The 20,870-nt window shown below is 61.4% G+C and carries 20 protein-coding genes; 13 read left to right on the top strand and 7 right to left on the bottom strand.

Annotation, left to right across the window (positions count from 1 at the left end):
- Position 1: 1 nt before the first annotated feature.
- The 4 genes from ASG68_RS29940 to ASG68_RS29925 all read left to right on the top strand — a co-directional run bounded on the left by ASG68_RS29940 (position 2) and on the right by ASG68_RS29925 (position 4,231).
- Entirely contained in the window at positions 2–886 is an 885-nt protein-coding gene (locus ASG68_RS29940) for a carbohydrate ABC transporter permease (RefSeq protein ID WP_062584855.1), read from the top strand.
- Positions 883–1,743 (top strand): carbohydrate ABC transporter permease, encoded by an 861-nt coding sequence (locus ASG68_RS29935; RefSeq protein WP_062584853.1) that lies wholly within the window; start codon positions 883–885, stop codon positions 1,741–1,743. The genes ASG68_RS29940 and ASG68_RS29935 overlap by 4 nt, the downstream gene beginning before the upstream one ends.
- A 98-nt stretch (positions 1,744–1,841) precedes the next feature.
- Positions 1,842–3,005 (top strand): extracellular solute-binding protein, encoded by a 1,164-nt coding sequence (locus ASG68_RS29930; protein WP_244484365.1) that lies wholly within the window; start codon positions 1,842–1,844, stop codon positions 3,003–3,005.
- 92 nt (positions 3,006–3,097) lie between these two features.
- On the top strand, positions 3,098–4,231 hold the full coding sequence (locus ASG68_RS29925) for an ABC transporter ATP-binding protein (protein WP_062584850.1): 1,134 nt from the start codon (positions 3,098–3,100) through the stop codon (positions 4,229–4,231).
- 98 nt (positions 4,232–4,329) lie between these two features.
- On the opposite strand, the gene ASG68_RS29920 is transcribed toward ASG68_RS29925, so the two are convergent.
- From ASG68_RS29920 to ASG68_RS29910, 3 genes are read right to left on the bottom strand one after another with little or no spacing between them, the layout of a single operon-like run.
- Complete coding sequence (locus ASG68_RS29920) at positions 4,330–5,430, bottom strand: D-TA family PLP-dependent enzyme (protein ID WP_062584848.1); 1,101 nt, start codon at positions 5,428–5,430, stop codon at positions 4,330–4,332.
- A 1-nt stretch (position 5,431) separates the two neighbouring features.
- Positions 5,432–6,907 (bottom strand): M81 family metallopeptidase, encoded by a 1,476-nt coding sequence (locus ASG68_RS29915; protein WP_062584846.1) that lies wholly within the window; start codon positions 6,905–6,907, stop codon positions 5,432–5,434.
- Between the two features lie 24 nt (positions 6,908–6,931).
- On the bottom strand, positions 6,932–7,423 hold the full coding sequence (locus ASG68_RS29910; RefSeq protein ID WP_062584844.1) for a hypothetical protein: 492 nt from the start codon (positions 7,421–7,423) through the stop codon (positions 6,932–6,934).
- A 113-nt stretch (positions 7,424–7,536) separates the two neighbouring features.
- Between ASG68_RS29910 and ASG68_RS29905 the strand changes: the two genes are divergently transcribed.
- The 6 genes from ASG68_RS29905 (at position 7,537) to ASG68_RS29880 (ending at position 14,395) form a co-directional block, all read left to right on the top strand.
- Entirely contained in the window at positions 7,537–7,926 is a 390-nt protein-coding gene (locus ASG68_RS29905) for a RidA family protein (protein WP_062584842.1), read from the top strand.
- A gap of 126 nt (positions 7,927–8,052) precedes the next feature.
- Positions 8,053–8,916 (top strand): MurR/RpiR family transcriptional regulator, encoded by an 864-nt coding sequence (locus tag ASG68_RS29900; RefSeq protein WP_062584840.1) that lies wholly within the window; start codon positions 8,053–8,055, stop codon positions 8,914–8,916.
- Between the two features lie 28 nt (positions 8,917–8,944).
- Positions 8,945–9,721, top strand: a complete 777-nt coding sequence (locus ASG68_RS29895; protein ID WP_062584839.1) for an SDR family oxidoreductase — start codon at positions 8,945–8,947, stop codon at positions 9,719–9,721.
- A gap of 10 nt (positions 9,722–9,731) precedes the next feature.
- Entirely contained in the window at positions 9,732–11,651 is a 1,920-nt protein-coding gene (locus ASG68_RS29890; RefSeq protein WP_062584837.1) for a beta-N-acetylhexosaminidase, read from the top strand.
- A 23-nt stretch (positions 11,652–11,674) separates the two neighbouring features.
- Positions 11,675–13,108, top strand: a complete 1,434-nt coding sequence (locus tag ASG68_RS29885) for a M81 family metallopeptidase (RefSeq protein WP_062584835.1) — start codon at positions 11,675–11,677, stop codon at positions 13,106–13,108.
- A 69-nt stretch (positions 13,109–13,177) separates the two neighbouring features.
- A complete protein-coding gene (locus ASG68_RS29880; RefSeq protein ID WP_062584833.1) occupies positions 13,178–14,395 on the top strand; it encodes a hypothetical protein in 1,218 nt (405 codons plus the stop codon).
- A gap of 97 nt (positions 14,396–14,492) precedes the next feature.
- On the opposite strand, the gene ASG68_RS29875 is transcribed toward ASG68_RS29880, so the two are convergent.
- The 3 genes from ASG68_RS29875 to ASG68_RS29865 all read right to left on the bottom strand — a co-directional run bounded on the left by ASG68_RS29875 (position 14,493) and on the right by ASG68_RS29865 (position 16,724).
- Entirely contained in the window at positions 14,493–15,362 is an 870-nt protein-coding gene (locus ASG68_RS29875; protein ID WP_062584831.1) for an SDR family NAD(P)-dependent oxidoreductase, read from the bottom strand.
- Positions 15,363–15,429: 67 nt separating this feature from the next.
- Positions 15,430–16,002: a TetR/AcrR family transcriptional regulator gene (locus tag ASG68_RS29870; protein ID WP_062584952.1), complete on the bottom strand. Its 573-nt coding sequence runs from the start codon at positions 16,000–16,002 to the stop codon at positions 15,430–15,432.
- A gap of 77 nt (positions 16,003–16,079) precedes the next feature.
- A complete protein-coding gene (locus ASG68_RS29865; protein WP_062584830.1) occupies positions 16,080–16,724 on the bottom strand; it encodes a TetR/AcrR family transcriptional regulator in 645 nt (214 codons plus the stop codon).
- Between the two features lie 100 nt (positions 16,725–16,824).
- On the opposite strand from ASG68_RS29865, the gene ASG68_RS29860 reads away from it, so the two are divergent.
- Both ASG68_RS29860 and ASG68_RS29855 read left to right on the top strand, forming a co-directional pair.
- Complete coding sequence (locus tag ASG68_RS29860; protein WP_413814057.1) at positions 16,825–17,658, top strand: NAD(P)H-binding protein; 834 nt, start codon at positions 16,825–16,827, stop codon at positions 17,656–17,658.
- Positions 17,658–18,140 (top strand): DUF1772 domain-containing protein, encoded by a 483-nt coding sequence (locus tag ASG68_RS29855; protein ID WP_156373628.1) that lies wholly within the window; start codon positions 17,658–17,660, stop codon positions 18,138–18,140. Before ASG68_RS29860 ends, ASG68_RS29855 begins: the two co-directional genes overlap by 1 nt.
- Positions 18,141–18,146: 6 nt before the next feature.
- Here the strand turns inward: ASG68_RS29855 and ASG68_RS29850 are convergent, their stop codons facing one another.
- Positions 18,147–19,370: an ROK family transcriptional regulator gene (locus ASG68_RS29850; RefSeq protein WP_062584824.1), complete on the bottom strand. Its 1,224-nt coding sequence runs from the start codon at positions 19,368–19,370 to the stop codon at positions 18,147–18,149.
- 234 nt (positions 19,371–19,604) lie between these two features.
- Here ASG68_RS29850 and ASG68_RS29845 point away from each other — a divergent pair, with 234 nt between their 5' ends.
- On the top strand, positions 19,605–20,843 hold the full coding sequence (locus tag ASG68_RS29845; RefSeq protein WP_062601858.1) for an extracellular solute-binding protein: 1,239 nt from the start codon (positions 19,605–19,607) through the stop codon (positions 20,841–20,843).
- Positions 20,844–20,870: the final 27 nt, after the last annotated feature.

Below are 20,870 nucleotides of genomic sequence, written 5' to 3'. Positions count from 1 at the left end.
GATGAACGTTCAACGCAGCACTCTCATCTTCGCCTGGATGCTTCTGCTGCCGGCCGTACTCTATGTCACGGTGATCGTGGCCTATCCGCTGGTCGACACCTTCATCCTGTCCTTCACAGACGCGTCGCTGAAGAAGACGACGAACTGGGTCGGCTGGGTCAATTACGAGAAGATCTTCAACGACACGTTCGCGGAAGTTATTATCCGCACCTTCATCTGGACCTTCTTCTCGGTCTCCATCAAGATGATTATCGGCGTCTTCGGGGCCTCGATGCTCAATGCCGCCGTTCCCGGCCGGGCGCTGTTTCGCGTGCTGACCATGCCGCCATGGATCGTGCCGATGGCCATCGGCATCTTCATGTGGGGCTGGATGTACAACGGTCAGTTCGGGATGATTTCCGGCCTGTTGCAGCGCTTCGGCTTTGTCGATAGCCCGGTCGCCTTTCTTGCGCAGGGTTCGACCGCCTTCTGGGCAACGATCATCACCGACGTCTGGATCGGTGTGCCGCTGGTGACGCTCTACATGCTGGCCGCCATGCAGGCGATCCCGCAGGATCTCTATGAGGCCGCATGGACGGATGGGGCAGGGCGGTTCTACCGCTTCCGCCGCATTACCCTGCCGCTGCTCGTCCCATCGCTGATAACCATGTCGATGCTGTCGCTGATCGCGACGTTCAATTCCTTCGACATCATCTGGATCCTGACGCGCGGCGGGCCGAGCGGCGAGACCACGACGATGATCATCGACACCTATCACACGGCGATCGGATCGAAGAAATACGGGGAAGGGGCTGCGCGCGCCGTGCTGATCTGTATCTTCCTGTCGATCTTCTGCCTGGCCTATTTCCGCGTCACCAGCCGCCTGTCCTCGGGAGAAAGCCGATGAGCGCGCAACCCGCCATGATCAATCGCTACCGCTGGTACGAACTCGTCGGCATTTATGCGGGCATCGCGGTCTTCCTCACTTTCATCCTGGCGCCCTTCGTCGAAGGGTTCCTGGTGTCTCTGAAGCCGCTCAGCCAGCTGTTTTCCTCTCCCTATCGATTCATCCCGGTCAACGGCTCGTTCGAGGCCTACCGGACGATGTGGGTGAGCGTGCCGGGCTTTGCCCGCTACATCTTCAACTCCTTCTTCATCTCCACCATCGTCACCGCCGTCGTTCTGGTGCTTGTGGTTCCGGCCGCCTATGCCTTCGCGCGGTTCCAGTTCAAGGGATCGGGTCATCTGCTGGCGGCGTTCCTTGCAGTCAACATGTTCTCTGGCGCCGTCCTGCTTATCCCGCTGTTTCGCCTGATGCGGACGCTCGGCCTGTTGAACACCTATTTCGCCATCATGGTGCCGGGCGTCGCCTTTCTCATCCCGTCGGCGATCTGGTTGTTGCGCACCTATATGATGCGCATTCCACGGGAGCTGGACGAGGCGGCCTTCGTCGATGGCGCGAGCCATTTTTACACTTTGCGCCGCGTCATCCTGCCCATTGCCATGCCGGGCATCACGGTGGTCGCGATCACCACCTTCATCGGCTCCTATGCCCAGCAGTTCATCTTCGCGCTGACCTTCAATTCCAAGACGGAATACGCGCCGCTGCCGGTTGGATTGTTTGCCTATTTCGGACGGCAGGAAGTCATCTGGAACGAGCTCATGGCGGCGAGCTTCGTCGGCATCGCGCCGGCCATGATCGTGATCTTTCTCCTTCAACGCTATCTCGTCAGCGGGCTGACCGCCGGCGCGGTGAAACAATAAGACTAACCACCAGAGAAAATGGGAGCTTAAACGTGACACACCATCTCAAGACCGGGCTGTTTGCCCTCGCCTTGCTCGGCTCTACCGCACTCGGCGCGATGACCGCGCAGGCTGCCGACCAGGAAATCAGCTGGATCTACTGCGGCGACAAGATCGACCCGATCCACGAGAAATACATCAAGGAATGGGAAGGCAAGAACGCTGGCTGGAAGATCGCCACGGAAGTCGTTGGCTGGGAGCAGTGCCAGGACAAGGCAACCACGCTCGCCGCCGCCGGCACGCCGTTCGGCATGGCCTATGTCGGTTCGCGCACGCTGAAGGAATTCGCGCAGAACGAACTGATCGTCCCGGTTCCGATGACCGACGAAGAGAAGAAGAGCTATTATCCGAACATCGTCGATACCGTCACCTTCGACGAAAACCAGTGGGGTGTTCCGGTCGCCTTCTCGACCAAGGCCCTTTATTGGAACAAGGACCTGTTCAAGGCCGCCGGCCTCGACCCGGAAACCCCGCCGAAGACCTGGGCGGAAGAAATCGCCTTCGCCAAGCAGATCAAGGAAAAGACCGGTACCGCCGGTTACGGCCTGCCGGCCAAGACCTTCGACAACACCATGCACCAGTTCATGCATTGGGTTTACACCAACAACGGTAAGGTCATCGACGGCGACAAGATCGTCATCGACAGCCCGGAAGTGCTGGCAGCGCTGCAGGCCTACAAGGACATCACGCCTTACTCCGTCGATGGCGCGACCGCCTACGAGCAGAACGAAATCCGCGCCATCTTCCTCGATGGCAAGGTCGGCATGATCCAGGCCGGTTCGGGTGCTGCCTATCGCCTGAAGGACACCAAGATCAACTGGGGCGTCGCTCCGCTGCCCCTCGGCCCCGCCGCCAAGGGTGAAGGCACGCTGCTGATCACCGACAGCCTGGCCGTGTTCAAGGGCACCGGCGTTGAGGACAAGGCGATCGAATTCGCCAAGTACATCACCTCGACAGACATCCAGCACGAATACGAATTGCAGGGAGGCGCCGGCCTGACACCTCTGCGCCCGGGTGCGGTCGTTGACGAATTCGTCGCCAAGGAGCCCTTCTGGAAGCCGTTCATCGACGGCATCGCCTATGGTGGTCCCGAGCCCCTGTTCACGGACTACAAGGGCTTCCAGAACGTCATGATCGAACTGGTCCAGTCGGTCGTCACCGGCAAGGCCGAGCCGGCCGATGCCCTGAAGAAGGCAGCTGGCGAACTCGACCAGTACAAGTAAGAATGACCATCGGACCGCGAGCCTTCGGGTTCGCGGTCCCCACCGCTCTGCTACGAACGGGCCGCTTGTTGCCAGCGGCCGGAGACAGATTCTTGGGACAGCTTAATCTCAACAGGGTTCAGAAATTCTACGGGACGTTCGAGGTGCTGAAAGGCATCGACCTCGAGGTTCGCGACGGCGAGTTCGTCGTCTTTGTCGGGCCGTCCGGTTGCGGCAAGTCGACATTGCTCAGGATGATCGCCGGTCTTGATGAGACCAGCGCCGGTGACATCACGATCGACGCCAAGCGCGTCAATGACCTGCCGCCGGTCAAGCGCGGCATTGCCATGGTGTTCCAGTCCTATGCGCTCTATCCGCACATGTCGGTATTCGAGAACATTGCCTTCCCGTTGCGCGTCGAAAAGATGGCCGAGGACAAGTTGAAGGCCAAGGTCGAGAACGCCGCGCGGATTCTTCATCTCGAACAGCGCCTGCAGCAGAAGCCGGGCATGCTCTCCGGCGGCCAGCGCCAGCGCGTCGCGATTGGCCGCGCCATCGTGCGCGAACCGAAAATCTTCCTGTTCGACGAGCCTCTTTCCAACCTCGATGCGGCGCTCCGTGCCGACATGCGTATCGAACTGGCGAAACTCCACAAGCAATTGAAAGCTACGATGATCTACGTCACACACGACCAAGTCGAGGCGATGACGATGGCGGACCGGATCGTGGTGCTCAATGCGGGCGAGATTTCCCAGACCGGAGCGCCGCTCGAGCTTTACCACAAGCCCGCCAACACGTTCGTTGCCGGCTTCATCGGCAATCCGCGGATGAACATGCTGCCGGTCACCTGCAAGTCGGTCAGCGATGCCGGCGTCGAGGTCGAATACAAGGGGCAGACGACGGTCGTTCCCGTCACTGGCCGTGCGGATCTCGTCGGGCAGCCGCTGACGCTTGGCATCCGGCCAGAACATATTCAGATCGGCACGTCCGATCTGTCCATGAGTGTGGTCCCGACGGTCATCGAGCGTCTGGGCGCCCAGACGGTTGCCTATGCATCTCTGGATTGTCAGGGTGAGAACTTCTGCGCCATGCTGCCGGGCAGCGCCGCGATCCGGGTCGATGAGAAGGTTCCGGTTGGGATCGCGGCTGCGGATTGCCATCTGTTCGACGCATCCGGAAACGCGCTGGAACGCCGGGTCGAGCTGACGGATGTCGATATGGCCCTGCTGACTGCTGGCAAGGGTTGAAATTCAGCTGACTGAAAACGAAAACAACCGCGTCCGGAAAGGCGCGGTTGTTTTGCGTTCAGGGAATGCGGGTAGGGGTGCCGACGCTCGAAGCGCGCTCACCAGACGAGGCCGCGTGCGGCGACCTTCTCGATCCGGGTGACGACGCCGTCGCGGTGAAAGACCATGTCGTCGAACAGATTGGAGATCACGCAGGTGTGGTTGGGGATGATCAGCAAGCGATCGCCGATGGCCGGACGCGGACCCGTGCAGCGACTGAGGTCAATCACGCCATGCTCTTCGGACAGGCCGGTGATGACAGCGTCGGGGTAGCCGACGACGAGGCCATGATCGGAAAAGCCCAGCAGGTCCGAGGTCAGCGTCTTGGAGCCGGCGTCGATGACAGCGCGGTCCTCGTTCGGGCGTGAGACCACGGTGACCAGCACCTGCATGGCGCAATCGTCTTCTGTGCAGTGTTCGGCGCGGATCAACGAGCGGTCATTGTAGATATAAGTGCCGGCGCGGTGCTCCGTCGCCGACGGGACAAGGTGCGCCTCGAACAGGCTCGGCGTGCCGCCATTGCTGACCACAGGGCAGGCGATGCCTTCGGCGGAAAGCTGCGAGACGGCGGCGGCGAAGAAGGTTTCGACGGCCTCGGCGGCGCCGGCCTTCGGGAATGTCATCAGGCCGCCGAACACGAGGCCGGGAGCCTCGTTGATGCGGCGGGCAAGCGCAACGGCGTCCTGCGAAGACTGAACCCCACAGCGGCCGCCGCCCGTGTCGCATTCGACCATGACCGTCAGCGGTTTGCGGTCGGCAAACCAGGCTGACAGGCCATCAACGGTCACCGTGCTGTCGGCGACGACTTTGAGGCTTGAAATGCGATCATTGAGAGCGGAAAGGCGCGCGTGCTTGTCGTTGCCCAGAATGTTGAAGGTGATGAGAATATCCTCGAAACCCGCATCGGCGAAGACCTCGGCCTCGGTAATCTTCTGGCAGTTGATACCTTTGGCACCGGCGGCGACCTGCGCCTCAGCCAATGCCGGAATCTTGTGGGTCTTGATATGCGGTCGGAAGGAGAGGCCGTGGCTGTCCATATAGGTCTGGACGCGGGCAATGTTGCGGGCCATGCGGTCTTCGTCGATGACCGGACGCGGGGTCGAAACCGCGGACAGGGTATCGCCCGGCTTCGGCATCATGACGTCTTCGCTGTGGGTCATGTCAGGCTGCTCCCTGTTCCATCCCATGGGGATTGTCCACCATCGGCCAGATATCGCGCGGTGCGCGGCGATAGGCCGTGCGGGCCGGGTTGTTGGGATAGGGCGTGCCGGCCGAACAGTAAAGGATTTCGGCGGCGATCTTCGCGAAGGACGCATAGAAATGGTTGGTCGATTTGATCACCAGGATCTTCTTCTGCGTCGGATCGATCCCCATGACCGAGAACAGACTGGGGTCGAAACTCTGCGCGCGGGTCGAATTGAGAATAATGTCGATCCCGTCGAGCCGGATATGGGCAGAATCACCAAAGGGTGCATAGCTTTCGCCAAAGCGCATCTCGGCGTTGCGCACCAGCCGGATCACCTTGACGATGCCGTCGATCGGAGTGCCGGTACCGGGCGCGGATTTCGCGCCAAACCGCAACTGGATTTCGGCGCCTTCACCCGCCGCCATGCAGATCTGCACCGCCATCGGATCCCAGATTGTACCAACAGCCGTGTCGGTCGCACCGCAGATCAGGAGTTCCGCCAGAAGAACCGTGGCATCGCCGGCGGTGCCGCCGCCAGGATTGTCCCAGACATCGGCAATCACCACCGGACCGCTTGTCGCGGCCATGGCACGCGCAACGGCTTCCCGCTCGTCGATCTGCGGCATGATGAACGTGCCGCGCTTGGAAAAGAGATCGAGGCCCAGTTCGCGGGCGAGAGCGGCGCCCTTCTCCGATTTGCCATCGGTCAGAACGACCATCTTGGTGCCCATTTCGGGCACGTCGCCGGCCATGAAGCCATGCACGACTGAAATCGACAACACGTCCGGGTCTTCCGCTTCGATCCGGACGATCCGGTCGACGAAGGAGCGCATCGGGTCGCGCGACGTCGGATAGACATCGATCATCCGGCAGTCGAAGACGGACATGACCGGTTTCACGCGGCCCGCCAGCGTGTCGAGTGCGATCCGCCACAGGTCCTCGGCGCGATCGACGAAATCGGTGTGCGGAAACTCCTTGAAGTAGACGAAGAAATTAGCGGCGGCGAGGCGCTTGGCGGTGAGGTGGCTGTGGGGGTCGAGCTCGGCGCATACGAGGATATCCGGGCCGACGATCTCTCGCACGCGGGTCAGGAAATCGCCTTCCGTATCCTCATAGCCATCGGCGACCATGGCGCCGTGCAGGCCGAGCACGACGGCATCGACCGGCAGGGCGGCGCGCAACTGGTCGAGGATTTCGTCGCGAAGGCCTTCATAGGTCAGGCGATTGACGAGGCCGGCGGGGTCTGCCCAGGCGGCTGTGCCCTCGATCAGTTCGAAACCCTTTTCCTGGGCCAGCCGGCGGCCGACGGTGATCGGCGCCGAGCAGAGTGTCGGGGTTTCCGGATGTTCGCCGGGTGGCGCATAAAGCGAGGCCTCGAAGGCGCGGCGATCGACGCAGATCGGTGAGAAGGTGTTGGTCTCGGTCGCCAGGACGGCGGTGAAAATGCGCAATGCCTTTGCCTCGTGCTTGCCCGCTCAGGCGTCATCCATCGGATTGGGCAGATAGCCCGTGAAGCCGGAGATCTTCCAGCGTCCTTCATGCAGCCGGCAATAATAGAGTGTCTGCCATTTCAGCACATCGACCGTGCCATCCGACTTCTTCAAGGTGCCGTCAAATTTCTTGCGGGCCAGCGCCATGTCGCCTTCGATCTCGATATCCTCGAGCGTTGTGGTGTTGAAGATGGCGTTGCGGGTGTCCTCGGCGAAGGATTGTCCGGCAAAATCCTGCGCCTGGCGCAGCCACTCATCGCGATAGGCAGTCAGCGACGGGAAGGCGAGGCGCCATTTATCGGGGCTCACCGAGCGCTTTCCATCGATGCCGATAAAGCCGCTCTCGACGAAATCATCGGCGACTTTCGACCAGTCGGCAGCCAGGAAAGCGTCGATATCGCGCTCGACCAGCATCTGCCAAATGGAATGACGCGCGGTGTCGGAAATGGAAAACGGATTGCGGAAAGGATCGCGCACGCTTGCTCCCTATATTGAAATTCTTTTCATAAATCGTGTTTTTCGCTGGTCAAATTCCGCTTTCTATGGTCATTTGTCAACGGATTAAGAAAATAATTTGCACGAGGCAGGCAATGTCAATCAAGCGCTATGGGACCGGACAAGTGGGTGCGGGCGGCAAACCATTGCCATTCGCGCGTGCAGTGGAAGCCAATGGCTGGCTCCATGTTTCCGGGCAGGTCGCCATGGAAAATGGCGAAATCATCGAGGGCGGCATCATCCCGCAGACGCACAAGACGATCGAAAACTTGCTCGTCATCCTGAAGGAAGCCGATTACGGCGTTGAACATATCGTCCGCGTCGGTGTCTGGCTCGATGATCCCCGCGATTTCTGGACATTCAACAAGATCTATCAGGACTATTTCGGCGATCATCCGCCGGCGCGCGCCTGCGTGCAGGCGTCAATGATGGTGGATTGCAAGGTCGAGATCGACTGCATCGCCTACAAGGAAAAGACGGCCTGACGAACAAGCGACATCGGAAGCGGGGATGGACATCGAGATGAGAATCGTGTGCCGGATCGCAGCATTGCAGCGGTTTCGGGCGGCCGTCGAAAGGCCGCCGCGCGATGTCATTGAAGGTGTTTTCTGATGGATATTTTCACAACGCTCCAGGAGGAGAAGGGTAAACTTTCACAGGCCGAAACCCGGATCGCCGATATTCTCCTCACCGATTTCGAATTTGCCGTGAATGCCTCGATCATCGAGCTTGCCGGCAAGGCGGATGTGTCGCCGCCGACCGTGACGCGCTTCTGTCGGCGGCTGGGTTGTGACAGTTTCTCCGATTTCAAGGTGCAACTGGCGCGCACAGCCTATGTCGGCATGCGCTACCTGAAGCCCGAGCCGAAAAGCCGGGAGCCGGGGGATGTGGCGCAGGACATTGTCTCCAAAGCGCAGAACGCACTGTTCATCCTGCACAAGAATCTCGATCTCGCGGCCATCGAACAGGCGACGGAAAAGCTGGCGCGTGCCGACATGATCTATGCCTTCGGCTCCGGCGGCAATTCCTCGATGATCGCCAGCGAGCTGCAGAACCGCCTGTTTCGCCTCGGGCTGCGCGTCACCGCCAGTTCCGATCACAGCATGCAGCTGATGATGGCTGCTGCCGTGCGGCCGGGCGACGTTGTGATCGGCTCCTCATTTTCCGGCCGAAATGCCGAGTTGGTGCGTTCCTTTACGCTGGCGCGCGACCAGAAGGTGACGACGATTGCGCTGACGCAGAGCGGCAGCCCCGTTGCGCGCGCCGCCGACATCATCGTGCCGGTCGATCTGCAGGAGGGCACGAACATCTACCGCCCGACTTCGACCCGCATCGCCTATATCGCGCTGGTCGATATCATCGCCAGCCTCGTTGCCTATCACATCCAGCCGCAGGCGACGGTGACGCTCAGGCGCATCAAGCAGCAACTCGTCGCCCACCGCGACGGCGACGATCGCCAGCTTCTCGGGGATTGACGCACAGCATGTCCAGAAAGGAACCGGCATGACATCATCCGTCGCCATCGTCACGGGGGCCGCAGGCGAGATCGGCCGCGCCATTTCCCGTCGTCTGGGGGATGACCATGATTTTGTGCTGATGCCGGACCTGGACGGCGCTGCCGCCGAACGCGCGGCGTCGAGCCTTGGCAATGCCGGCAAGTTCATTGCCTTCGCCTGCGACATTACCAATGCTGACGGGGTTGCCGACATGGCGAGCCGGGCGGCGAAACTCGGGACCGTGCATACGCTGGTCAACAATGCCGGGGCGGCGCGTGCCGTCAGCCTGCAGGAAACCACTCAGGAAATCTGGCGCATGGACAGCATCCTGAATCTGGAGGCGGCCTTCCTCTGCTTCCGCGCCGTCGAGGATGCGCTGAAGGCGAGCAAGGGTTCGGTGGTCAATATCGCCTCGGTCAACGGCACCAATGTCTTCGGCCATCCTGCCTATAGCGCCGCCAAGGCGGGTCTCCTGCACCTGACCAAGCTGATTGCCGTCGAATACGGGAAGTATGGCATCCGGTCCAACGCCGTATCGCCCGGGACCGTGCGCACCCAGGCCTGGGAAGACCGCGCTGCTGCCAATCCAAACGTGTTCGAGGATGCCCGCCGCTGGTATCCTCTGCAGCGGATCGCCAATCCGGAGGATGTGGCCAATGCCGTCGGCTTTCTCGCCAGCCCGCTCGCCGGCGCGATCACCGGCGTCTGCCTGCCGGTCGATTGCGGCCTGACCGCGGGGCAGGCGGAGCTTGCCCGCACCTTCTCCCAATCCGCAGACTACTGAGGGAACAGACATGCATTCGCCATCCTATCGTCTGGAAAGCACCTGGCAACCGGACGGCGGCCGACATGGCCGTTTCACCTTCAACCTGTTCAATCTCTCGGATAGCCCGATCGAGAACTTCACCATCGTCTATACGTCGCTGACCCGCGTCATCGACCAGCAGGCCTGCTGGAATGCGAGCTTCGTCAAGCGCGCCGCGAATTATCATGAGTTTGCGCCGCCGCCGGGCCTCGTGCTGGCGCCGGGCGGGATCTGGACCTTCACGGTCGGCGGTCTGCATCGCAATGCCGTTCATTGCACCGATGGCGCGAAATCCGCCTATCTCAATCTGTCCGATGGTAGCCACGTCGCGGTCGCCGTTTCCGATCTGCTGCTCGAAGGCCGCGCGAGCGGCCCGCCGCCGGTCCTTTTGCCGGAGGGAAAGCTGGACCTGCCCTTCGCGCTGCAGCCCTGGCCGCGCCAGATCGATGCGGTGCCGGGCGAGGGTTTCCCGGTCTGCCTCTACCCGGCGCCGGACGCCTCTATAGCCGATATAAAGGCTATCGATACGGTAATTGGATTGTTTCGCCGGCTGTTCGAAGGTGACCATGCGCCGTTCAGTCTCGCCTCGAACAGCCAGGGACGAGTGTTGAACCTCAAGCAGGATGCTGAACTGGCGCCGGAGGGTTACGCGCTGGCTTTTTCGCCTGACGCGGTCGATCTGCGTTATGGCGGCCCGGCCGGCCGGCAATATGGCTTGACGACCCTGGCACAACTGCTGAATGGCGCCCGGCGTGAGCCGAACACGTTTCGGTTCCCGGTCGGCGGCAGCATTTCGGATGCGCCGCGTTACGGCTGGCGTGGCTGCCATCTCGATGTGTCCCGGCAGTTCTATCCGATCGATGATATCGCCCGGTTGATCGATATCCTCGCCTGGTTCAAGCTCAACATCTTCCACTGGCACTTGACCGACGACGAGGCCTGGCGGCTGGAGATCAAGGCCTATCCGGAACTGACGACCATTGGCGTGCTGCGCGGGCCGGATGAGCCGCTTTTGCCACAGCTCGGTAATGGCGCGGAGCCCGTCGGCGGTTTCTACAGCCAGAACGATGTTAGAGCACTGGTCGCCCATGCCGCGACGCTCAATGTCGAGATCGTTCCGGAAATCGATATCCCCGGCCACAGCACGGCGACGCTGGCTGCCTTGCAGGATTTGTCGGACGGCCAGGAGGCGCCGGAGAGCTATCACTCCGTTCAGGGCTATGCCAACAACGCGCTCAATCCGGCCGTGCCCTTCACTTATGAATTCCTGGAAAAGGTCATCGATGAGATGGTGACGCTGTTTCCGTCCGATTACATCCATATTGGCGGAGACGAAGTCGCCGATGGCTCCTGGCTGGCATCGCCGCTGGCGAAAAAGTTGATGGAGAAGGAAGGCATTATCGGCACGTTCGGCCTGCAGTCTTATTTCCTGAAGCAGGTGAAGGCGATGCTGACGAAGCGCGGCAAGAAACTCGCCGGCTGGAACGAGGTTGCCCATGGCGGCGGCGTCGATCCGAACGATACGCTGCTGACAGCCTGGCAGACGCCGGAGGTCGGCATCGACCTCGCGCGCCAAGGTTACGAGGTCGTGATGTCGCCGGGGCAGGCCTATTATCTCGACATGGTTCAGGCCGAGGAATGGCAGGAGCCGGGCGCAAGCTGGGCCGGCACCGTTCCGCCGGCGCATACCTATGCCTATGAGGCGGAAGGTGATTTCCCGATGGATCTCAGGCACAAGCTGAAAGGCATCCAGGCCTGCATCTGGAGCGAACACTACCTGTCGCGCGGCTATTTCAACCGACTGGTCTTCCCGCGCCTCCCAGCGATCGCCGAAGCGGCTTGGACGCCGAAAGCGGGCAAGAACTGGTTGCGCTTTTCCGCCATCGTCGACCTGTCACCGAAACTCTAGGACCAGGAAACATGGAAAAAGTCATGCGCATCGCCGTGGGCGGTATCCATACCGAATGCAGCACCTATTCGCCGGTGCTGATGTCCGTCGAGGATTTTCGCGTGCTGCGGGACGACGACCTGCTCGGCGCCGACTATTTCAGTTTCCTCCATGCGGAAGGGATCGAGCATCTGCCGTTGCTGCATGCCCGCGCGGTGCCGGGCGGGCCGGTGTCACGCCCAGCCTATGAAGCGTTCAAGGCGGAGTTTCTCGAAAGGTTGCAGGCGGCCTTGCCGATCGATGGGCTCTATCTGGCCATGCATGGTGCCATCAATGTCGAGGGCATGGACGATGCCGAGGGCGATTGGATTTCGGCGGCGCGCTCTGTTGTCGGTCCGGATTGCCCGGTTGCCGCGAGCTATGACCTGCACGGCAATGTCAGCCAGAGGATCATCGACCAGCTCGATATCTTCGCCGCCTACCGCACCGCACCGCATATCGATGTGCGCGAGACAATGGTCCGAGCCTGGTCCATGTTGGTGGAGGCACTGCGCACGGGGCAGCGGCCGGGTGTCGCCTGGGCGAAGGTGCCGGTCCTGTTGCCGGGTGAATGCACCTCGACCGAGGATGAGCCGGCCAAGTCGATCTATCTCTGGCTGCCATCCTACGATGAGAAGCCGGGCGTTCTCGATGCGAACCTGATGATCGGCTATGTCTGGGCCGACGAGCCGCGCGCGACAGCCTGCGCTGTGGTGACGGGCACGGATAGGCAAGCCGCATCGCAAGCCGCGGAAGAGATCGCCCGGCGCTACTGGGATGCGCGTGAAAGGTTCGGGTTTGGGCCGGTGACGGGGCCTCTGGAGGACATGCTCGACATTGCCGAAGCCGCCTCGACGTCGCCGGTGATCCTTGCCGATTCCGCCGATAACCCGACCGGCGGCGGTGTCGGTGACCGCGCCGATGTCTTGAATGCGCTGATCGCCCGCAAGTGGCAGGGCGCGCTTCTTGCCGGCATTACCGATCGTCCGGCGGTCGACGCCTGTTTTGCTGCAGGCGAGGGGGCGGAGCTTGTCCTTCGGATTGGCGGCAGTCTGGATCCGGCAAGCACGCCGGCCGACGTGACCGCAACCGTCGTGCGCCTTGAGGATGCCGGAACGCCGGCGGAGCGGCAGGCGGTGGTGCGTGTCGGCGGGATCGAGATCGTGCTGGCGGCCCGCCGTCGTCCCTATCACAATATCGAGGATTTCAGGCGGCTGGGTCTGGACCCGAAGGCGGTGCGGTTGCTGGTCGTCAAGTCCGGCTATCTCTCGCCGGAACTGGCGCCGATCGCCAATCCCAATCTGATGGCATTGACGGATGGTGTGGTGAACCAGGATATCGCCAACCTGTCCAGCCATCGCCGGTCGCGACCGGTCTTTCCGTTCGACCGGGATTTCGATTTTTCGCCGAAAGCCAGCCTCTCCTCCCGCTGGGTTTGAGGCTCTGATCCATATGCACTTCCGCCCGTTTCGACGGGCGGCCTTCGTTCTTTCCTGCTGGTGCCTCTGATGACTTCCACCTTGCTGACCGCGTTTCGCCATCCTGTGGTCAGGCTGAGCATGATCGCCATTTTCATGTCCGGGTTCACCGGGGCCGCGACATCGCCCTATCAGTCTGTCATCGGTATCACCGAACTGGGCCTGAGCGACGGGTTCTATTCGATCCTGATTTTCACCGCCGCCGCCGTCAATGTCAGCGTCAGCCTGTGGATGGGCGTGCTGGCCGACCGGATCGGCAATTACCGCATCCTGCTTTTGACCGTCATGATGTTCGGTGTCTTCGGTTACGGCCTGGTCTATATGGTGCCGGTGCCGGCAACCTTCGTGTTCAGCGGGCTGGTGCTGCTGCCGGTCTACAATTCGATGAACTCGCTGCTGTTCGCCAATGTGCGCGCCATCGCCAATACGCAAGGCGGGCGCGATGCGGCGGCGATCAATTCGGGCGTGCGCGCGGCGATCTCGGTCGCCTGGGTGCTGGTTCCCGGTCTCGTTGCGCTGGCGCTTGCGGGACGCGGCAGCATGCTGCCGGCCTATCTTCTGGCCTGCCTCGGCTGTATCGCGAACCTCGCCCTCATCTTCTTCAAGATGCCGGTCAGCAAGAACCCTCCACCGGCCATCACCCGCCGTCATTCCTATTTCGCGTCCCTGGCCGAAGTCCTGTCGGCCAAGGTGTTCGTCCGGCTCATGGCAATCTCGCTGATCACCTCGACGCTGCATGTCAACGCCGCCGTGCAACCGCTGATCATCACGGGTGCTGCCGGCGGCAGCATGACGGATATCGGTGCGGTCGTCGGAATCGTCGCCTTCCTCGAGGTCGTCTTCATTTTCACCTGGGCACGGATCCAGCTGTCGCTGCATCCGGTGCGGGCGCTGGCGCTGGGCACAGTTCTCTATGTGATCTACCTGGCCTTGCAGGGCTTCGCCTCGGCATCCTGGCAGGTCTATGCGCTGACGCCGCTCAGTGCGTTTGCAGCGGCGGCGCTGATCAGCATACCCATCACCTATATCCAGGACCTGATCGCGGATCGCCCTGGACTGGGCAGTTCGCTGATCTCCGTCAACCTGTTCCTGAGTGGCGGGCTGAGCGCGGTGCTTTTCGCGATCGGAACCCGTTTCAGCGATTATTCCGGAACATCACTGCTGGGCGCACTGGCTGGTTTGTTGGGCTTTGTGCTGCTGCTTGTCCTTGATGGCAAGAATACTGGGCATCACCAGCTGCGCTCCTGACTTTTCCGGTCGCAGTTGCTGCACGAGGGCCTTCGGCTCGTGTATGGACGTGATGCCACGGCCCCCATACAGAGGCCGCGGTCCGTGCACCGGGCAATTACTGCTTCAACCTGTTCAGGAAGAAGGACAGGTCGCTTTCGTCGAAATCGGTGGAGGCGCTGACCTCGGCCCATTCGGCGGCTTCCTTCGCTCGCGCCGCGTCCGCCAGGCCCAGCACATGGAGGGCGTCGCTGCCGAGCACGAGGTGAACCGGAACCTTGTCGCGGCCCGCGAGATCGATGATGACATCGGCAACCTTGCGGGGATCGCCGAATTCATTGCCGGCATAGCCGCTCAGCATCTTCAGAAGCCCGCCGACGCTTGGTTCATAGTCGGGCAGAAGGGCGGGCGGGTTGCCGCGGGCATTGTGGCCCCAGTTGGTGCGCATCCCACCGGGCTCGACGGCGACGACCTTGACGCCGAAGGGAGCGGTTTCCTGGGCGAGAACCTCGGTAAAGCCGCCGACCGCCCATTTGGCTGACTGATAGGCGCTGAGGCCCGGCGTACCGGTGCGGCCGCCGACCGAGGAAACATTGATGATATGGCCGGAGCGCTGCTTGCGCATGACCGGCAGCACTGCCCGGACGAGATTGATGACACCATAGAAATTGGTGTCGATCTGGGCGCGAAACGCCTCTGCTGCAGTCTGCTCGAACGGGACGAGGCTTCCATAACCGGCATTGTTGACGAGGACATCGAGCGAGCCGAAGGCATCGAGCGCGCCTTGAACGACGGTGTCGGCGGCATCGGCGTCGGTGACATCGAGCTCGGCAAGGCGAACCTGATCGCCATATTGCTGCTTGAGGTCCGCCATGCGTTCGGGGTCGCGGGCGGTGGCCACGAGGCGGTCGCCCCTGGCGAGGACGTGTTCCGCCAGCGTGCGGCCAAGACCATTGGCGCTTCCGGTAATCAGCCAGACTTTAGACATGTTAGTCTCCTTAGTGGTTAAAATAATGAATGATTACTCACTCATTTAAGTTGAAAAATGTGAGGCGTTACTTGCGTGAAATAGCGCCCCAGAAAGCGTCGAACCCGGATTGCCGATAGGTCGCGGCATGACCGGGATCACGGGCTATCGATTCCAGAACTGTTTCCGCAATGGATTCGAGGACGTTGCCGATGAAGGCGTTGGGAAGCTGGCGAAGCACGCCGGCCTTGAGGCCTTCCTCCCACATTGATTGCATGTCGCGGAAGGCTTCCGCGCCCGTGATCCGCGTCTGTTCGGTGACCTTGTCGGACACGGTGAGTTGGCGCAGCGCTTTGCGCTTGACCGGGCTTTGTTGGCCCCAGTCCACAGAGCGATCCCAGATGTGGCGGCAGCGATCCCGGACGCTGGCATTGGCGTTATAACCGTCGATCATCACCGCCCGGAAATCGGCCTTCAGGCTGAGGTATAGCTGGTTCAACAACTCGTCCTTGCTGTTGAAATAGGTGAAGAGCGACCCCTCTGCCACACCGGCATCGCGGGCGATCCTGGCCGTTGACGCGCCCATGCCAAGCTCCGCCACGGCCTGCGTCGCGGCGGTCAGAATGGCATTGCGTTTGTCTTCGCTGAGCGGGCGGGCCACGATCAAGATCCAATGAGTGAGTACATGCTCAGTTATATTGGATTGTTTTCGTGAAAGTCAACAGGAGTCGTTTTCGGCTAGGCGGGGATGAAACTTTGATAGGCCATATGCTTGTAGGCATCCACGAGGGCGCGCCCCTCCGTCTCGCCAGTCGAGATCGCAAGCCGCATGACACATTCGCCAAAATACATCACCAGCAAAGCGGACACCCGAAGTTTTTCAAGGTCCTGATCTGGTAAGGCGCGTTTCAACGCCGCAGCGAGAAGGGCCGCGTTTTCCCGGCTTTCCGCCAGTTCGATGTCCCTCAGCGCCTTGTCGGCCTGCATCGCCGACCAGATGTCGCGGATCACCGGTTCGGCCAGGAAGATCGCGTAATATTCCTCGATCAAAGCCAAGAAGGCCTGCCGCAGGTCCTCGACGGTCCTCACATGCGAAAGGCCATCGGCGATGCAGGCACGCGAGACGGAATTGTAGCGTTCGGCCAAGGTCCGGATGATCGCCGCCTTGTCGGGAAAATACTGGTAGAGCGAGCCGATCGAGATGCCGCTGAGTTCGGCGACCTCGCTCATCCGCATTGTGTCGCTGCCGCGCTCGGCAATCAGCCGGGACGCACAGCCGAGAATGTGTTCTACGCGGTCACGGCTGCGCTTCTGCGTCGGCATCCTCCGCATCGCTGCGTCGTCGTCCACCGTCGGGAAGGGAGCTGGTTTTCCGGCGGCCATGCGCTTTCCTTTCGAGATTCTTCTTGACGATCAAAATACGAGGGTTTATCACATTTAGCAAATGTGAGTGTTACTCATATTTTGAACAATAGGGAGAAGCATGATGAGCAGCGATACGATTCTCGTTCTCGGTGGCAGCGGCAAGACGGGGCGCCGGGTTGCCGAGCGGCTGGTGGCGAAGGGCAGGCAGGTTCGGCTTGCGTCACGATCCACGGTCCCGGCGTTCGACTGGACCGATCTGTCGGGTTGGGCAACGGCGCTGGACGGCATCGACGCCGTCTATGTCAGCTATCAGCCGGACCTTGCGGTGCCGGGCTCGGTGGATGCGATTGGCACTTTTTCAGCATTGGCGGTCAAAAAGGGCGTTCGCCATCTGGTTCTGCTGTCGGGACGCGGTGAGGACGAAGCCTTGGCGGCGGAAGAGGCGGTGAGGGCATCCGGTATCGGTTACACGATCATCCGCGCCAGCTGGTTCTTCCAGAATTTCAGCGAGACCTTCATGGCTGACGGCATTCGCGCGGGTGAACTGGTCCTGCCGGTGGGCGGCGTGCGGGAACCGTTCATCGATGCCGAGGATATTGCCGATATCGCCGTGGCAGCCCTGATGGAACAGGGCCATGCCGGCAAGACCTATGAAGTGACCGGCCCCCGGCTGATGACATTTGCCGAGGCCGTCGCCGAGATCGGCCGGCACACGGGACGCGATATCCGCTACACTACTGTGCCGATGTCAGACTATGTCGCCATGCTGGAGCAGGCACAAATTCCCGCCGATTACATCTGGCTGGTGCAATATCTGTTCACCACCGTTCTCGATGGCCGCAACGAAAGCCTGACGGATGGTGTCGATCAGGCGCTCGGCCGGCAGCCCCGCGACTTTTCCGACTTTGCCGGCCGGACTGCTGCCACCGGCGTCTGGGAGGACGTGAAATGATCGCCGGTCTTCTCCCGCTCCTGATCTTTTCTGCCGCCATCGGTGCCGGTCTGAATGCCGGCCTGTTCTTCATCTTCTCCGTCTGCATCATGGGTGCGCTTGGCCGCCTGCCGGCGGAGCAGGGCATTGCCGCCATGCAGGCGATCAATGTCGTGATCGTCAATCCGATCTTCCTGCTTGCCTTCCTCGGAACGGCGGTTTTGTCCGTTCTCGTCCTGATCGGCGGCTTCACGACAGGAGGGCCGGCGCGGTTTTACCTTGTCGCCGGCGGGCTTCTCTTCCTCATTGGCACTATCCTGGTGACGATTGTCTTCAATGTGCCGATGAACGACGCGCTGCAAGCGCTGGATCCGCAGAGCGCAGAAGCCACGCGGATGTGGTCGTCGACATACCTCGTCGATTGGGTGCGGTGGAACCATGTGCGCACGCTGTCATCGATCGGCGCACTCGGTTGTTTCGTGCTGGCGTTCCGTGCGGCCTGATAGCGTTCAGAGCGCGTTGGCGCGGGTCTTCAGGATGGCCGAGAAGCGCGGATCGAAGGCCCGGCTGATCGGTTCGGCCGCCGCTCCGAGCGCCACTGACCAGGGATCGGTCATTCCGAGTTGCAGGCGCGGAATGGTCCGGCCCGGCCGGTTGGCAATGGACGGCAGCAGCGGAAGGATGGCGTCGAACAGTTTTCGCGTTAGTGGTTCGGGCGCGCCGGAACAGAGGATGACGGTCTGCGGATCGAAGATCGTCTCGATGAGCTGCACGCCCCAGCGCAGCTCTTCCGCCGCCGTCTCGATCCAACCGGTCAGGGACGGGTCACCGGTGTCGACCAATCTATTCAATCGTTCCTGCAAATCCGGATCGGATGGATCGGCGCCGAGGTGTTGATAGAGCGAAGCGAGCGAGGCGCGGTGTTCGAGCGAGCCTTGTTCCGGGCGTCGAACAGTCGGCGGCAAAAGCGCCATGCCGATTTCCCCGGCATTGCCGTGGCCGCCGGCATAGAGTTCGCCGTTGAGAATGAGGCCCGCGCCGATACCATAGCCGACATAGAGGCAGACGGCATGATCGATGCCATGGGCGGCGCCGACCATGCGTTCGGCCGTGGCGCAGGCGGCCGCGTCGTTCTGCAGGCCAACCTCCAGCCCGGTGCCGGCGGCGAGCGTTTCCAGCAGTGGAAAATTCTGCCAGGCGGCCATCATCCATTGGTCGTCATTGTCTGTCGCGAGCCCGAAGGGGCCCGGCATGGCGACACCGAGGCCGACCAGTCGCTTCTCGGCCTGATCGGCAATGCGGGCGAGATCCGTCCTGACCTGTTCGATGAGATCGAGAATCACCTTTGCTCCGGTCGCCGGTCCGCCCGGTGGGAGGTTCGCCTGCGCGCGTACCAGGACCGTTCCGACGAGATCGACGGCAATGGCGCGGGTGACGTGGCGGTCGATCTGCAGCCCGATGGCAAAGGCACCGTCGGGTACCAGCCGGTAGGGTGTTGAAGGCTGGCCGCGGCCATTGCGGACGGTTGCCAGCGAGACCACCAGCCCGTCAACTTCCAGATCCTCGATGATGTTCGAGACCGTCTGCTTGGTCAGCCGCGTCGCCCGCGCCAGATCGGCGCGTGACAGTTGCCCGTTCAATCGCAGCGCGTCGATCATGACGCGGCGATTATGCGCGCTCGTGCCTTCCTGGTTGGTGCCGGTCTTGGCCCTGATCGGCCGCATCTCATTCATCCCGCAAATTCCCCTTGACACCATTAGAATATTGAACAAGAAATAAGTCAAAGCAATTGACTTAATAAGGAGCAAAAAAATGCTCCACGGGAACGAAACGGCGAACAGGTCCATGCCGATCGCCGCGCGACATTTCGAAAGAGCATGCCGGACACCGTCAATGGCGGGGATCGGAAAAGGTTCGGGTAGCCGCGCCGCAACGAAACGATTGTTGTCAATCACTGGAGGGAAGACATGTTGAAATCCAAGCGCAATGCGCTTCTTGGCGCCACTCTGGTCGGCGCATTTTTCGCCACCAATGCCTATGCGGAAACCACGCTGAACGCCCTGTTCATGGCGCAGGCAGCCTATAGCGAAGCCGATGTTCGCGCCATGACGGATGCCTTCACCAAGGCTAATCCGGACGTCAAGGTGAACCTTGAGTTCGTGCCTTACGAAGGCCTGCACGACAAGACCGTCTTGGCGCAGGGCTCCGGCGGCGGTTACGACGTCGTGCTGTTCGACGTGATCTGGCCGGCCGAATATGCCAGCAACAAGGTGCTGGTCGATGTGTCCTCGCGCATCACCGAAGACATGAAGAAGGGTGTCCTGCCGGGCGCCTGGACGACGGTTCAGTATGATGGCGCCTCCTATGGCATGCCGTGGATTCTCGACACCAAATACCTGTTCTACAACAAGGAAATCCTGGAAAAGGCCGGTATCAAGACGCCGCCGAAGACCTGGGACGAACTGACCGAGCAGGCGAAAGCCATCAAGGACAAGGGCCTGCTTGCAACGCCGATCGCCTGGAGTTGGTCGCAGGCCGAAGCCGCGATCTGCGATTACACCACGCTGGTCAGCGCCTATGGCGGCGATTTTCTGAAGGACGGCAAGCCGGACTTCCAGACGGGCGGCGGTCTCGATGCGCTGAAATACATGGTGTCGAGCTACACGTCCGGCATATCGAACCCGAACTCCAAGGAATTCCTTGAGGAGGATGTCCGCAAGGTGTTCGAGAACGGCGAGGCCGCTTTCGCTCTCAACTGGACCTATATGTACAACCTCGCCAATGCCGGCAAGGACAGCAAGGTTGCCGGCAAAGTCGGCGTCGTGCCGGCACCGGGCGTTGCGGGCAAGAGCGAGGTTTCGGCGGTCAACGGCTCGATGGGTCTCGGCATCACCGCCGTCAGCAAACATCCGGATGAAGCCTGGTCCTACATCACCTTCATGACCTCGCAGGCCGTGCAGAACCAGTATGCCAAGCTGAGCCTGCCGATCTGGGCCTCGTCCTACGAGGATCCGGCGGTTACGGCGGGTCAGGAAGAGCTGATCGGCGCCGCCAAGCTCGGGCTGGCCGCCATGTATCCGCGCCCGACGACGCCGAAATACCAGGAACTGTCCGTCGCCTTGCAGCAGGCCATCCAGGAATCGCTGCTCGGCCAGTCGTCACCGGAGGATGCGCTGAAGGCTGCTGCCGAGAATAGCGGCCTCTAAAGGCCAGACGGTCTCGCATCCACCGAT

This window comes from Rhizobium sp. Leaf453 (assembly GCF_001425605.1).
In the GTDB taxonomy this organism is placed as follows: domain Bacteria; phylum Pseudomonadota; class Alphaproteobacteria; order Rhizobiales; family Rhizobiaceae; genus Pararhizobium.
The sequence above is the reverse complement of the archived record's forward strand: the minus strand, read 5'-3'. Positions and strand labels throughout refer to the sequence as shown.